The following is a 13,973-nucleotide window of genomic DNA, read 5'->3' as shown; positions in this document are numbered from 1 at the left end:
GTTCCCTCACTTCAGTGAACTATGCTATTTATTATTTTCCATAGGTTGCGGCTATCATAGTTAAACCCTGCGGGTTATTTGAATCCAATTCTGGATTCAATAACAATAACGACAGGTGCAACCTGCAAATTCCCAGCAGCACTACGACAAAAAAGAACCCCGAATGGGGGTTCAATTAATTGATTTTAATTATCTTGAAGAAAATCACAGAATATGTCAACCTATACACAAATCTTGTATCAGCTTGTTTTCTCCACAAAAAACCGGGAAAAAACATTACTTGAACACAACCGCGAAAAACTATTTCGCTTTATCTGGGGACTATTGAAGAATAAAAACTGTAAACTTTATCAAATCAATGGCATTGAAGACCATATCCATATCGCTATGCATTTGCATCCAACAATTCCGTTGTCTTCCTTGGTTAAAGACATCAAGGTTGCCTCATCATTGTGGATAAAACAAAACCGGATATTCCCCAACTTCACCGCATGGCAGGAGGGCTATGGAGCATTTACTTACTCGATAAAGCAAAAGGAAGTGCTGATTAATTACATCAAAAACCAGCAGGAGCATCACCGGGTTAAACCATTCAGAGAAGAGTTCATCGAACTTTTGACAAAACATGGAATCGATTTTGATGAACGGTATTTATTGTGATTTCGTTATAACGATGTTGAACCCATAATGGGTTCTGGCGGCCTCATCCCTCATATTTTCCGTAGGTTGCACCTACGGCTATCATAGTTAAACCCTGCGGGTTAATTGGAATCCAGTTCTGGCTTCAATAACAATAACGATAGGTGCAACCTGTAGATTTCCAACTGCATTACGACAAAAAGGAACCCCGAATGGGGGTTCAATTAATAAAATTGATTTGAAAAGATCGTCCCCCTATGAAGATATTAAACCCGTTCCGGGTTCCGGGTTCTGGGGACTGCGCGATTCATTATTGTCCGTAGGTGTATCCTACGGCTATCATTATTAAACCCTGCGGGTTATTAAAAAAAAGACCCTTTTGAAATGTTCCGAAGAACATTGATCGTTCCCCAGCTTCAGTGAGCTGTGCTATTTATTATTTTCCATAGGTTGCGGCTATACTAATTAAACCCTTCGGGTTATTTTGAATCCAGTTCTGGATTCAATAACAATAACGACAAGTGCAACCTGTAGATTCCAATACGATCCTACCAAAAAGGAACCCCGAATGGGGGTTCAATTAATGAAATTGATTTGAAAAGATCGTCGCCTTAGGAAGATATTGAACCCGTTCCGGGTTCTGGGGACTGCGCGATTCATTATTGTCCGTAGGTGTAACCTACGGCTACCATTATTAAACCCCTTCGGGTTATTCGAAAAAACACCTTTTTTGAAATACTCTGGAAAACATTGATCAACTCCCTTGCGACTAGCTTAGTCATTATTTTCCTATGGTTATCACCTTCGGGTTATTGGAATATTAAGACTCACGTCACACTATTTTGGACTGGTGCTGTCCCCTCACTTCTTAGCCTTTAAAAGGCCGGCGCGGCTGAGGGAGATGATGACAACGCCCAGGACGGTGATGGCGCCACCCACCAATTGGTGTGGCAGGGGCAGGGTGTGGAAATAGAAGAAGCTGCCAATCAGTACAAAAACGCCTTTGGTACTTTGAACGATAGAGGACTTGGACACTTCAATCAGGCTGAATGAATGGTAGATCATCAGCACGGCAAGGAAGGGCCCCAGGCAAGCTCCAATACTGATATTGAGCAAGGCACTTGAAGGAATCGACAACGGTTGATCGAACACCAGCAGCATGATGACCGAGAAAGTAAACAGCCAAACCACTCGGTTGGTGTTCATTTGCTCGGGGGTCAGGCTTTTCACATTCAGCTTCACCACCAGCGAAGCCGTTGATGCAAAAAGGGCATTGATCAGCACAATTCCGGTTCCGGGAATAAACAGGTCGGACAAAGTGGTTCCGCCCTGGTAACTGATAATGAAGGCTCCAACCAGTGCCAGTATGGCACCAAACGATTCCATCCAGGTAAAGCGTTCGTGTAGAAAAACAATGCCCATCACGGTGAGTATCACCGGAAACATATTTCCAAGGAAAGAGGTGACGGCCGGATCAGGAATCACCTGTACGGAAAGAAAAAAACTGGTGGTTGTCAGAATTTCGAGTACGCCCAGCAAGGCAAGCACCCGCCATTGCCGTCCACGAAACTGCCGAATGGCCTGATGTCCTCCCGACTTGACCAACCAGGCTACATTCAGCACCAGCGCAATGAAAAACCAGTACACCCCAAACTGCGCCAGGTGCACTTCGTTAAGTGCTGCCTTACTGAAAATGTAGATGTTGGAGAAGGCAATGGTTGCAATTCCTGCAAACAGGTAGCCCTTCATTTGATCCGATCTCATGCAGCAAAGATAAGAAAGGGAATCCAACAAAAGCGACCTGACAAACGAGTTTTGCAGGGACACCAACAATCGGGTCCCTACATGCCCAACCCGTCGAGCGCTACTAGTGTCAAGTCAAGTGTAAGATTTCGTGTAAGCCACCCTAATTTTCCGTGTTTTGTAAAATTAGAAAAAGGAAACATAGCCGTAGCTACGTGAGTCTTTTTATAATGAAACAAAACCGGAAAAGGACAAGGCTTGGCGCGATAGGTCATGCTTGATTTGACACTAGCCTACTTCGTGGGCTTCGAAACCCGCTTTCAGCACCAGCCGGCGTACATCGTTGCCCGATAGCTTGTTGGTTTCAACCGTTAGCACACGATCGGCTGCTTCCAGATCAACCTTCCAGTTTTCAATGGCTTTTTCCTCATTCAGTACCGGAGTTACCTTCGCCAGGCATCCTCCACATTTGATGTTTGTTTTAAACGTTAATGTCTTCATTGCATTTAAAATTTGTGCCAGCAGGCAAGCGTTCTTTGAAATTTGCCTCCCGGCTGTTATTAAAATGAATTTATGTCGAACAGTGGTTCGGGGTGAATTACTTAGCTATTCAACACTTGATTCGAATGATTGCTTATCATTTGTTTGATCTTTTCTACATTTTCGATGTATTTCACCCTAAGCATCCAGCTTACTCATTTTTAGCCGCAAGCTGTTGCTTACCACCGATACCGAGCTGAACGCCATCGCAGCCCCGGCAATCATGGGATCGAGCAAGAAGCCGTTGAACGGGTAAAGCACGCCGGCAGCAATTGGAATTCCAATCAGGTTATAGATAAACGCCCAGAACAGGTTTTGCCTGATTCCGCGAACCGTTTTCCCCGAAAGGGCAAAAGCTTTTGGTAAAGCTTCCAGGTCAGAGGTGATCAGAGTCATCTTGGCCACATCCATGGCGATATCGGTTCCATGGCCCATAGCAATGCTTACATCGGCCTGCGCCAAAGCATGCGAATCATTGATTCCGTCTCCCACCATGGCCACTACCTTGCCCTGCTCCTGCAGCTGGCTCACGAACCTGGCCTTATCATCGGGGAGCAACTCACTTTCGTAGTGCTCAATCCCCACCTGAGCAGCAATGGCTTTCGCAGTTTCGCCGTTATCACCGGTCAACATATACACGTCGATGTGTTGCTTGCGCAAGCGGGCAATCGCTGCCTGCGATGAGGCTTTCACCCGATCAGCTAAGGCAATTACGGCCAGCACCTGCTGACTGTTGGCGAAATACACGACCGTATTAGCCGCTTGTTGCCACTTCCCGGCCTGCTGCTCAAGCGCCGCATCCAACGCAATTCCTTTCTCCTGAATCAAGGTCAGGTTACCAACATAGTAAGCCTGATCCTGTTGGTCTGTGGCTTCTACCCCACGCCCCGTTAAGCTCGAAAATGTTTTTAACTCCACCGGCGACAGGTCTTCTTCTTCCAACTTCCGCACAACGGCGTCAGCCAAAGGATGCTCCGAGGCTTTCTCCAAGGCCAGCAAAATGGCCTGTGTTTTTTCCACCTCAGCCGATTTAGCCCACTTCAGGCCAACAACATCGGGTTTTCCTTCGGTTATCGTTCCGGTTTTATCCAGCACCACGGCATTCACCCGATGCCCCAGCTCCAGGCTTTCAGCATCTTTAATCAGAATATTGTTCTCAGCTCCCAGGCCAATCCCCACCATCACCGCTGTTGGCGTGGCCAGTCCCAAAGCACACGGACAGGCAATTACCAGCACTGCCACCGAAGTGAGTAAGGCATGCGTGAAAGCATCGTCTCCCCCAACACTCATCCACACCACAAAAGTCAGCGCCGAGATCAGCATCACTACGGGTACAAAAACAGCGGCAATTTTATCGACCAACTTTTGTACCGGCGCCTTGCTTCCTTGCGCCTGCTGCACCATTTGGATGATATGAGCCAGCATGGTCTCACTCCCCACCTTCTCTGCCCGAAACCGGAAATTCCCCTTTTGGTTAACCGTTCCAGCAAAGACGGCATCACCCGCCTGCTTTTCAACCGGCACCGGCTCTCCGCTCAGCATGCTTTCATCCACAAACGAATGACCAGATTCCACCGAACCGTCAACAGGAATTTTCTCTCCGGGACGCACCACGATCAATGCCCCTTGCTGAACTGCCTCAACCGGAATTTCCTGCTCTTTGCCATCAATTATAGCAATCAAGGTTTTAGGCTGCAAGCCCATCAGCTTCCGCAGGGCCGAAGAGGTATTGGTTTTTGCCCGCTCCTCCAACAGCTTTCCTAAGGATATAAAGGTGATGATCACCGTTGCCGCCTCGTAATACACGTGCGGTGTTATTCCACGACTCAACCAAAACTCAGGAAATAGGGTGTTGAAAAGGCTGAATAGGAAAGCAATTCCAGTACTAAGCGCCACCAAGGTATCCATATTGGCCTTGCGATGTTTGGCTTGTTTCCACGCTTGAATATAGAAGTGGCGACCAAAGTAGAACAGAATTGGAATGGCCAAAGCCAGCGAAATCCACTTCCCCGGTTCCCAGTCCATGAAAAACATGCCCAGAATAAAAACCGGCAAGGTGAGGATGGCCGACCACCACGTACGTCGCTTAACCTCCTGATAAAAACGGGCCTGCTCCTGCTGCTGCGCCTCAAAGGGGTCATCCACATCAGCAATCAGGTCGTACCCTACCGCCTGCAATGCCTTCTTCAAATCGGCAGGTTCAACCTGTGGTTCGTACTCCACCCAAACTGATCCGGATGCAAAGTTCACCTGGGCACTCTGCACCCCTTCTGTATGATTTAAAATGGACTCGACACTGGAGGCACATGCCGCGCAGGTCATTCCGGTAACTGGAAATGATTGTTGTCTATTTTCTAACTTTCCCATAGCATTTTCTTTTTAGTTGAAGGATTAACTCCTTTCAGCATTACAAAGATCGCTCAGGAAAGCCGGTCAGGTGTTACACTATTTTGTGGCTTGTTTATAAGATTTTGGTCAGAGCTTATCCAAGGAATTCAACCGAGGCTCCCGATCCTTCCGGAATTGCGAGGGAGTCATGCCGGTCTCTTTCTTAAACTGAGTAGATAGATAGGCTACAGAACTGTAGCCCATTTGCCAGGCAATTTCCGACAAGGTCATCTCATTGTAAAAGAGCAGTTCCTTCACCCGCTCAATCTTCTGGCGGGTGATGAATTTCTCAATGGTCATTCCCTCCACCGATGAAAACAAGCGACTTAGGGAGCCATAATCGTGGTGTAGCTTATCGGCAATCAAATCTGAAAAGTTCATGGTCATCGGCTCCTTCGAGTAATGAATCTGTTCAATGATCAGCGTTTTGATTTTTGAGATGGTGGTTGAGCGTGCCGACTCCAGCAACTCAAAGCCCAAACTTTGCAGGCGTTGTTCCAAGTGCTTGCGCTGTTCCTTGCTTAGCGCTTTGCCCAAGACCACCTCACCCAACTGTACCCGCTCATAAGCAATTTGCAAATCAGTCAAGACTTCCTCAACGGCCATCACACAACGTGGGCACACCATGTTTTTTATATGTAAGGTCATTTCCTCCATCAGTCGTTCTTTTCAACAGCTGCCTTCTCAGCTTGTTTATAAATAGGCATCTTTCCAGGCAGCATAAACTTCTTCCCAGGTAATCATCCGGATGCCGTTTTGCTCAATCTTTTGCTGACACGCCTCACTGCTAAAATAGTCCAAATCAATTTGCCGCCATTCAGATCCAAAGTTTGGATGATTCCAGCTGACACCCTGCATCTCGTGCGTATCCATTGCCGGATGAATCAAAATCAGGTTCAGCCCGGGAATCAGTTGATCCAGACTGTCGGCATAAAACTTGCGCAATTCGCCTTTTTCAAAATCAGGATATTCTCCCAAAAAAATACGATCGACCAATAAATCCTCCTCCTCCAACAGGCTATCCGATCCGGGATGAACCATGTCCGCAAAGTCCTTGCTCTGCAAAATAGGCAAATCATATAACTGTCCCAACTCCCGATATACCTGCAGCAGGTCAGGTCGTGCCCCAACACTGTACATATGCGAATCGAGATGGGTGGGCTGAATCCCGAACTTCATGCCCCGGTCGATTTGGGCAACCAGCTCTTTGCGAACATCCTCAGCTGTGGCATGCTGCGCCACTCCCGCTCGGTTCCGGTAGAAAAAGCCATTCTCATCCACCAGGCTTGGCACCTCCTCAATAGACAGCACCGGGCCAAACTTGTACTTTTCCCATTCGCACGTTAAGGTGAGGTGGATACCACAATCAATTTGCGGATTGTCCTTGGCAAAGCCGGCTATTTCGTAAAACCAGGGACAGGGAACCATCACACTGTATGAATTGGCGCTCCCTTCCTGCAATACTTGCATGGTTGCGCTATTCTCGGCATGGGCCAGCCCACCATCATCAGCATGGATAATCAGCAAGCGGGTATCTTCTGACAGTCCCAAGCTCTGTAGGATTTTTATTGTCGATTGATTCATTGGTCGTTCGTTTTAGTTCATCAAGTGTCTAAACCAAGCCAAAGGGTTGGTTCATCATTAAACAAAGCTAACAGAAAACAAGTTTCCGGATAACTTCCTAACGCTAATTTTTCACCCGTATGTAGCGCTCAATATTCATTCGGTCAATGCCTTGCTCTTCAATTTTCTCCACACCTTGCTGGATGAGTGTATCGCCATCGACCTGAACTTCGAACTCAAAGCTGTTTCCTTCCCACTCGCGGGCGCTGCAGTAATCCAGATTCTCGGTGTAAACTCCATCCTTCAAGGTATAGGTTCCACCGCCAGCACCAAATACCGCTGCCGAATCTTTTCCTTGGGTTAAGTCGTGTTGCAAAAAGGAGAAGTGTGTTCCATTGATAATCTTGATAAACTCAACTCCCTTGGTATAGTCTGTTGTAACAGTATCACCTTTTTCAATCAAAGTTCCGGAAAGCAATTTCCAGGTGCCTTCAATAGGCTGCTTGATTGGCTTCTCTGGTTTTTCAGGTTGTTGAGCTTTTTGTGTCGCTGTGTTGCAGCCGAATAAAACGGTTAGTAAAATCAATAATCCAATGTTTCGTTTCATTTGTTTGAGTTTAGTTTATTTGTTTATAGTTTCAATCATTCTCCGTGTATATGAGAATGAAAAATTTCATGCTCGTTTCACAAGTTAAACTGCCCCTTGTAAATGTGTAGTAGTCGAATTTGAATTAGTGAGTAATTGCTTTACGAGATAAAGACAAGCAACAAGTAATTAGCCACTAAAAATAATTATTCTTTAGCTATTATCCCACTCCTAAGCCTGAATTCATTCTTTAAAAAACAGCCCTACTTTTAAATAGAAATTGGAGCTATTTCGGCTTCAACCAGAAAAGTGGAGACAAATAAAAAGGGACACCACAAATTGTGGCATCCCTCTTAGACAGATTATCTTTTGTACGCTTACAAGCGTGCTTTAATTGCTTTGGTTGCTTCTTCGAAACCTGGTTTTTCAAGCAAGGCAAACATGTTCTTTTTGTAAGCCTCAACTCCTGGTTGGTCAAATGGATTCACACCTAAAGTGTAACCACTCAAACCGCAAGCTTTCTCGAAGAAATAGATTAATTGTCCCAGGTAGTACTCATTCAATTTCGGCAGTTCAACCTGAATGTTTGGAACACCGCCATCAACGTGAGCCAACATGGTTCCCAGCTCAGCCATTTTATTCACCTCATCCACGCGCTTGTCAGCTAAATAATTCAAGCTATCCAAGTTCGCCTCGTCAGATGGGATACGCACTTCACGATCGGGTAAAGCAACAGATAAAACGGTTTCGAACAATTTACGCTCACCTTCCTGAATGTATTGCCCCATCGAGTGCAAGTCAGATGTAAAATCGACGCTTGCAGGGAAAATACCCTTGCCTTCTTTTCCTTCACTCTCACCATACAACTGCTTCCACCACTCAGCAAAGTAGTGCAACTTTGGATTGTAGTTGACCAAGATTTCAATCATCTTGCCATTTTTGTACAACTCATTACGCACCGCTGCATATTGAGCAGGCAAGTTATTTTCGAACGCAACGTCTGGTCCCGAAGCATTTTCCATATCAACGGCTCCCTGCACCAAGGCACGAATGTCGAAACCTGCAACAGCAATGGCCAGCAATCCTACGGGAGTCAGTACCGAGTAACGGCCACCAACATCATCAGGAATTACGTATGTTTTATAGCCTTCGGAGTTAGCCAATGATTTTAGTGCACCGCGCTCTGCATCGGTAACAGCTATAATCCGAGAAACAGCTTCCTCTTTTCCATATTTTTCTTCAATGTCTTGTTTCAACAAACGGAAAGCAATGGCTGGTTCAGTTGTTGTTCCTGATTTAGAAATAACAGCCAAAGCATATTCTTTGGTTTTCAACAGCTGACGAAGCTCATACAAATAGTCTTCACCAATATTTTGACCAGCAAATAGAATTAGCGGTTTATCGCTTCCTTTCAACTGCGCAAAACTATCGGTCAACGCGTCAACCACTGCTTTAGCGCCCAAGTAGGAACCACCGATACCCACAACCACAAAAACTTCAATCTTTTTGTCTTGCAATGTTTTTGCAGTTGCTTCATAATCGGCCAATTCAGCCTCACTTATCGAAGTAGGCAGGTTTACCCAGCCTAAAAAATCGTTCCCTTTTCCGGTTTTGTTATGCAGGTCCTCATTGTGTTTTTGCAATTGGCCTGCATAGCTTTCAACGGTATCTTTTGAAATAAAATCGAATGTTTTATCCAGATTCAATGAAATACTTTTCATGGTCTTTATCTTAATTTTTCGGTTAATTGTCGAATTCCAACTGAAGGAGGCACATTCTCATACAGGATACTGTAAACAGCCTCACAAATAGGCATTTTCACCTTAAACTCTTCATTAATTTCATGAATTGACTTGGTGGCATAATACCCTTCAGCCACCATGTGCATCTCAATTTGTGCCGTCCGTGTTGTATAGCCTTTCCCAATCATCGCACCAAATGTGCGGTTACGCGAAAACTGGGAGTAGGTTGTAACCAAAAGGTCACCAAGATAAGCCGAGCTTTTGATGTCGCGGCTTATGGGATGTACTTTATCAACAAAACGCTTAATTTCCTGAATGGCATTGGCCACCAGTACGGCTTGGAAATTATCGCCATAACGCAGCCCATGAACAATTCCGGATGCAATAGCCACAATATTTTTCAAGACCGAAGCGTATTCTGTTCCAAAGATATCGTCCGATACATGTGCCCGGATGTACTCGCATTCCAGTAAATTCGCAAAGTCTGCGGCTCGCTTGATGTCCGGACTCGCAATAGTCAAATATGAAAGACGCTCCAAAGCCACTTCTTCAGCGTGGCATGGTCCGGCAATCACTCCAACCCGATCGTACGGTACTTTGAATGTTTCGTGCAGATAACTTCCAACAATTTGGTTGCCATGAGGAACAATTCCTTTGACTGCTGAAACAATGAATTTGTGGCTCATATCGACTGTCACTTCCTTCAGAGAATCATGTAAAAACGCTGAAGGGATTGCCAAAACCAACAAATCTGATTCTTCAATAATCTGGTCGAGATTATCGAAAAAAGTAATGCGGTTAATGTCAAACTCAACACCTCTTAGGTAGTTGGGGTTATGACCAAACCGCTTAAATTGATCAATATTGTCCGTGTTACGAAAATACCAATTGATATGTTCAACGTTGTTCAACAGAATTTTAGCCAATGCTGTCGCCCAACTTCCACTTCCAATAATTGCTATTTTAGGTTCTCCATGCATAATCGTTCGCCTTACTGACTAGGCAAGCCATTGCTTCACCTCATCCATAGACGGATTGGCTAGGCCAAGTTTGTTTTTCTTATTGAATCCACACAGGTCATTAAAAAACTTTCCTGGCTTAATTTCTTTCAAAGCTTCCGTTTTTTGGAAACCCATTTTACGAATAACATCCACCCATTCAGCAGGAATCCCCATTTCGATGAATTTTTCATCTGAATCAACCGTTGCTTTTTTCTCCGGCTTCATTTGTGGGAAGAACAACACATCCTGAATTGATGGGCTATTGGTCATAAACATGGTCAAACGATCGATTCCAATTCCCATTCCTGATGTTGGAGGCATGCCATATTCCAGTGCACGCAAGAAGTCTTGGTCAATAAACATGGCTTCATCGTCTCCCTTTTCAGAAAGTTGCAACTGGTCTTCGAAACGTTCCCGTTGATCAATTGGGTCATTCAACTCTGAATAAGCATTGGCGATTTCTTTCCCGTTAACCATCAATTCAAAACGCTCGGTTAACTCGGGGTTGTCGCGGTGCTTCTTAGTCAGTGGTGACATTTCAACCGGGTAATCGATAATGAATGTTGGTTGAATGTAATTGTGCTCACATTTCTCTCCAAATAGTTCATCAATCAGTTTTCCTTTACCCATACTTGGGTCGGTTTCAATATCTAGTGCTTTACAAATCTCACGTAATTCCTCTTCGTTCTTACCAGCAATATCGTGTCCGGTATGTTCCAAGATGGCATCACGCATGGTCACTCTTGGATAAGGACGCTTAAAATCAATTACTTTGTCGCCCAGCTGAACTTCGGTTTTGTCGTGCAAAGCCAAGGCCACACGTTCAACCATTTCTTCTGTGAAGTCCATCATCCACTTGTAATCCTTATAAGCAACGTAAATCTCCATCGCAGTAAACTCCGGGTTGTGAGTCCGGTCCATCCCCTCGTTACGGAAGTCTTTTGCAAACTCATAAACACCTTCGAATCCACCAACAATCAATCGCTTCAAATAAAGTTCATTGGCAATCCGCAGGTACAACGGAATATTTAAGCTGTTGTGATGCGTAATAAACGGACGAGCAGCAGCCCCTCCAGGAATTGCCTGCAAGATTGGTGTTTCCACTTCCAGGTAGCCCTTTTCATTAAACATCTCGCGCATGGTGTTCATGATCTTTGTCCGCTTGATGAAAACATCTTTCACCTGTGGATTAACCACCAAGTCAACATAGCGTTGACGGTAGCGTTGCTCGGGATCAGTAAAAGCATCGTATGTTTTTCCGTCTTTTTCCTTTACAATGGGAAGTGGGCGGAGTGATTTTCCTAATACCGTAATTTCTTTGACATGAATTGATTTCTCTCCCACCTGAGTGATGAAAGCAAATCCTTTCACACCAATAATGTCACCAATGTCCAACAATTTTTTAAATACATCGTTGTACATGGTTTTATCTTCTTCCGGGCAAATTTCATCCCGGTTCAAGTACAATTGAATACGTCCAGTGTCATCTTGCAGTTCAGCAAACGATGCTTTACCCATAATGCGTCGGCTCATAATTCGTCCGGCCAATACGACTTCCTGGTAGTTCTTCTTCTCCGGATCAAAGCCGGCCTTTATTTCAGCGGTCTTGGCATTTACGGGATACTCTTCGGCCGGATAGGGCTCGATTCCCAACTCGCGTAATTTCGCCATTGAATTGCGGCGGATAACCTCCTGTTCGCTAAGCTCTGCTATACTCATGGATCCTTTTCGATTTGAAGTATTTTTAAAAAAATTTGGTGCAAAGATAACAAAGAAAAGTTTAATCGTTACCAAAGTCCAAGTCAAACTAAAGAGAACATAATCAACATCTTGGGTTTTATCAGCTAATGTTAATAAGTTTATGCTTCTCCTAATGGTTTGAATGGATGAAATTTAGATTGGACTAGGGAACAACTGTTAACAGAATATGAATTAATGCGTTTCTTTTTCTTTCCAGATCAACTAGCATTGCTTATCTTTGACCAATTAAAATAGAGGACACAAACGAGGCCCAAGCAATCAGAATGGATAAAATCTGGAACATTAAAACTCAAGGCGATGTCAATGTTATCAAGCATTTATCTGCTGCCCTCAATGTGAATATGGTAATTGCCAACCTTTTGGCCCAACGAGGAATCACTTCCTACAACGAAGCCAAATCCTTTTTCCGCCCCCGCCTATCGGATTTGCACGATCCTTTCCTAATGAAAGATATGGACAAAGCTGTCCACCGGCTGGAGCAAGCAATCAGCAACGAAGAAAAAGTATTGATTTATGGTGATTATGATGTTGACGGGACTACTTCTGTTGCCCTGATGTATCAGTTTTTAAGAAGTCGAATTAAGGACTTGGATTACTATATTCCAGATCGGTACTCAGAAGGGTATGGCATATCTCCGCGTAGTATTGACTATGCCGAAGAACAAAACATTTCGCTGGTTATCGTACTCGATTGCGGGATCAAAGCTGTTGAGAAAATAAAGAATGCCAAAGATCGTGGTATTGACTTTGTTATATGTGACCACCACAACCCGGATGATATCATTCCGGAAGCCGTAGCAGTTTTAGATCCTAAACGTCCTGATTGTGACTACCCTTACAAAGAGTTGTCGGGCTGTGGCGTGGGTTTTAAACTCCTGCAAGCCTATGCCCAACAAAATGATGTACCCGTTGTTGAGCTATACGATTTGCTTGACTTGGTCGTTGTAAGTATTGCTTCAGACATTGTTCCGGTAACCGGAGAAAACCGCGTATTGGCCTATTATGGTTTACGCAAGCTTAACTCCAACCCCAGCCTTGGGCTAAAGACAATCATACAACTATCGGGCTTGGTCGGGCAAGACATCTCGGTCAGTGATATTGTTTTCAAAATTGGTCCCCGCCTCAACGCTTCCGGACGTATTGAACACGGGAAAAAGTCCGTGGCCATCCTTGTTGTTACCGAAGAGGAAGAAGCTATCGACCTTGGTAACGAAATCAATTCGTATAACGAAATTCGTAAGACACTGGATCGCGACATCACTCAGGAAGCACTGGATATGATTGCCCATGATCCCTACCAATCCGAACGAAAATCTACCGTTCTTTATAACAGGGACTGGCACAAAGGCGTGGTTGGAATTGTTGCCAGCCGGTTAACTGAGCACTATTACCGCCCAACAGTTATTTTAACAGAATCGAATGGTATGGCTACCGGCTCTGCTCGTTCTGTAAAAGATTTTGACCTGTACGAAGCCATTGGCTCCTGCAGCGACCTTCTGGAATCCTATGGAGGGCACATGTATGCAGCCGGACTAACCATGAAAATTGAAAACATCCCGGCTTTCACCCGTCGATTTGAAGAAATTGTTGTTAAAAATATTACAGATAAGCAACAAACCGAAATGATTGATATTGATGCTAAGATTCAACTTTCGGAAATCACCCCTAAATTTTACCGGATACTTAAACAGTTTGCCCCATTTGGCCCTCACAACATGACTCCCGTTTTTGTTACAGAAAATGTACTCGATAGCGGAACAAGCCGTTGTGTAGGACGCCAACTCGAACACTTGAAACTGGACTTGGTCGAGCCAACTGGTAATTCATCGGTATTTCCAGCAATTGCTTTCAGCCAGGCTGACCATTATGAAGCCATTAGCCAAGGCTTACCTTTTGATATTTGTTACTCGATTGCCGAGAATGAATTCCGGGGAAAAACAAACATCCAATTGTACATTCGCGACATTTCAGCAAAACTATATTAAAAATCAATTGACCAAATTTCAAGTA

At 44.7% G+C, this 13,973-nt stretch carries 11 protein-coding genes; 2 read left to right on the top strand and 9 right to left on the bottom strand.

What is annotated here, in order from left to right:
• Positions 1-213 precede the first annotated feature (213 nt).
• Complete coding sequence (gene tnpA / locus BM156_RS04830; protein WP_093918719.1) at positions 214-660, top strand: IS200/IS605 family transposase; 447 nt, start codon at positions 214-216, stop codon at positions 658-660.
• 840 nt (positions 661-1,500) lie between these two features.
• On the opposite strand, the gene BM156_RS04825 is transcribed toward tnpA, so the two are convergent.
• The 9 genes from BM156_RS04825 to lysS all read right to left on the bottom strand — a co-directional run bounded on the left by BM156_RS04825 (position 1,501) and on the right by lysS (position 11,921).
• A complete protein-coding gene (locus BM156_RS04825; RefSeq protein WP_170846866.1) occupies positions 1,501-2,388 on the bottom strand; it encodes a DMT family transporter in 888 nt (295 codons plus the stop codon).
• 282 nt (positions 2,389-2,670) lie between these two features.
• Positions 2,671-2,883, bottom strand: a complete 213-nt coding sequence (locus BM156_RS04820) for a heavy-metal-associated domain-containing protein (RefSeq protein WP_093918717.1) — start codon at positions 2,881-2,883, stop codon at positions 2,671-2,673.
• A gap of 177 nt (positions 2,884-3,060) precedes the next feature.
• A complete protein-coding gene (locus tag BM156_RS04815; protein WP_093918716.1) occupies positions 3,061-5,289 on the bottom strand; it encodes a heavy metal translocating P-type ATPase in 2,229 nt (742 codons plus the stop codon).
• A gap of 108 nt (positions 5,290-5,397) precedes the next feature.
• Positions 5,398-5,967: an AraC family transcriptional regulator gene (locus tag BM156_RS04810; RefSeq protein WP_093918715.1), complete on the bottom strand. Its 570-nt coding sequence runs from the start codon at positions 5,965-5,967 to the stop codon at positions 5,398-5,400.
• A 36-nt stretch (positions 5,968-6,003) separates the two neighbouring features.
• Positions 6,004-6,894: a polysaccharide deacetylase family protein gene (locus BM156_RS04805; RefSeq protein WP_212733419.1), complete on the bottom strand. Its 891-nt coding sequence runs from the start codon at positions 6,892-6,894 to the stop codon at positions 6,004-6,006.
• A 103-nt stretch (positions 6,895-6,997) separates the two neighbouring features.
• Entirely contained in the window at positions 6,998-7,480 is a 483-nt protein-coding gene (locus tag BM156_RS04800) for a hypothetical protein (RefSeq protein WP_093918714.1), read from the bottom strand.
• Between the two features lie 356 nt (positions 7,481-7,836).
• Complete coding sequence (locus BM156_RS04795; protein WP_093918713.1) at positions 7,837-9,180, bottom strand: glucose-6-phosphate isomerase; 1,344 nt, start codon at positions 9,178-9,180, stop codon at positions 7,837-7,839.
• A gap of 5 nt (positions 9,181-9,185) precedes the next feature.
• Positions 9,186-10,181 carry an NAD(P)H-dependent glycerol-3-phosphate dehydrogenase gene (locus BM156_RS04790; RefSeq protein WP_093918712.1) on the bottom strand — a complete coding sequence of 332 codons (996 nt, stop codon included), beginning with the start codon at positions 10,179-10,181 and terminating at the stop codon, positions 9,186-9,188.
• Between the two features lie 18 nt (positions 10,182-10,199).
• Positions 10,200-11,921, bottom strand: coding sequence for a lysine--tRNA ligase (gene lysS / locus BM156_RS04785; protein ID WP_093919396.1), 1,722 nt, complete (start codon positions 11,919-11,921; stop codon positions 10,200-10,202).
• Between the two features lie 305 nt (positions 11,922-12,226).
• Here lysS and recJ point away from each other — a divergent pair, with 305 nt between their 5' ends.
• The gene (gene recJ, locus BM156_RS04780; RefSeq protein ID WP_093918711.1) at positions 12,227-13,948 is read left to right on the top strand and encodes a single-stranded-DNA-specific exonuclease RecJ; all 1,722 of its coding nucleotides are present in this window, start codon (positions 12,227-12,229) and stop codon (positions 13,946-13,948) included.
• Positions 13,949-13,973: the final 25 nt, after the last annotated feature.

This window comes from Sunxiuqinia elliptica (assembly GCF_900113005.1).
GTDB lineage: Bacteria > Bacteroidota > Bacteroidia > Bacteroidales > Prolixibacteraceae > Sunxiuqinia > Sunxiuqinia elliptica.
This window is presented reverse-complemented; position numbering and strand designations above follow the sequence as displayed.

Coding starts and splice junctions, on each gene's coding strand:
- BM156_RS04810 (WP_093918715.1), bottom strand. CDS start 5,967: ATGGAGGAAATGACCTTACATATAAAAAACATGGTGTGCCCACGTTGT.
- BM156_RS04820 (WP_093918717.1), bottom strand. CDS start 2,883: ATGAAGACATTAACGTTTAAAACAAACATCAAATGTGGAGGATGCCTG.
- BM156_RS04825 (WP_170846866.1), bottom strand. CDS start 2,388: ATGAAGGGCTACCTGTTTGCAGGAATTGCAACCATTGCCTTCTCCAAC.
- recJ (WP_093918711.1), top strand. CDS start 12,227: ATGGATAAAATCTGGAACATTAAAACTCAAGGCGATGTCAATGTTATC.
- BM156_RS04790 (WP_093918712.1), bottom strand. CDS start 10,181: ATGCATGGAGAACCTAAAATAGCAATTATTGGAAGTGGAAGTTGGGCG.
- BM156_RS04805 (WP_212733419.1), bottom strand. CDS start 6,894: ATGAATCAATCGACAATAAAAATCCTACAGAGCTTGGGACTGTCAGAA.
- lysS (WP_093919396.1), bottom strand. CDS start 11,921: ATGAGTATAGCAGAGCTTAGCGAACAGGAGGTTATCCGCCGCAATTCA.
- BM156_RS04800 (WP_093918714.1), bottom strand. CDS start 7,480: ATGAAACGAAACATTGGATTATTGATTTTACTAACCGTTTTATTCGGC.
- BM156_RS04815 (WP_093918716.1), bottom strand. CDS start 5,289: ATGGGAAAGTTAGAAAATAGACAACAATCATTTCCAGTTACCGGAATG.
- BM156_RS04795 (WP_093918713.1), bottom strand. CDS start 9,180: ATGAAAAGTATTTCATTGAATCTGGATAAAACATTCGATTTTATTTCA.
- tnpA (WP_093918719.1), top strand. CDS start 214: ATGTCAACCTATACACAAATCTTGTATCAGCTTGTTTTCTCCACAAAA.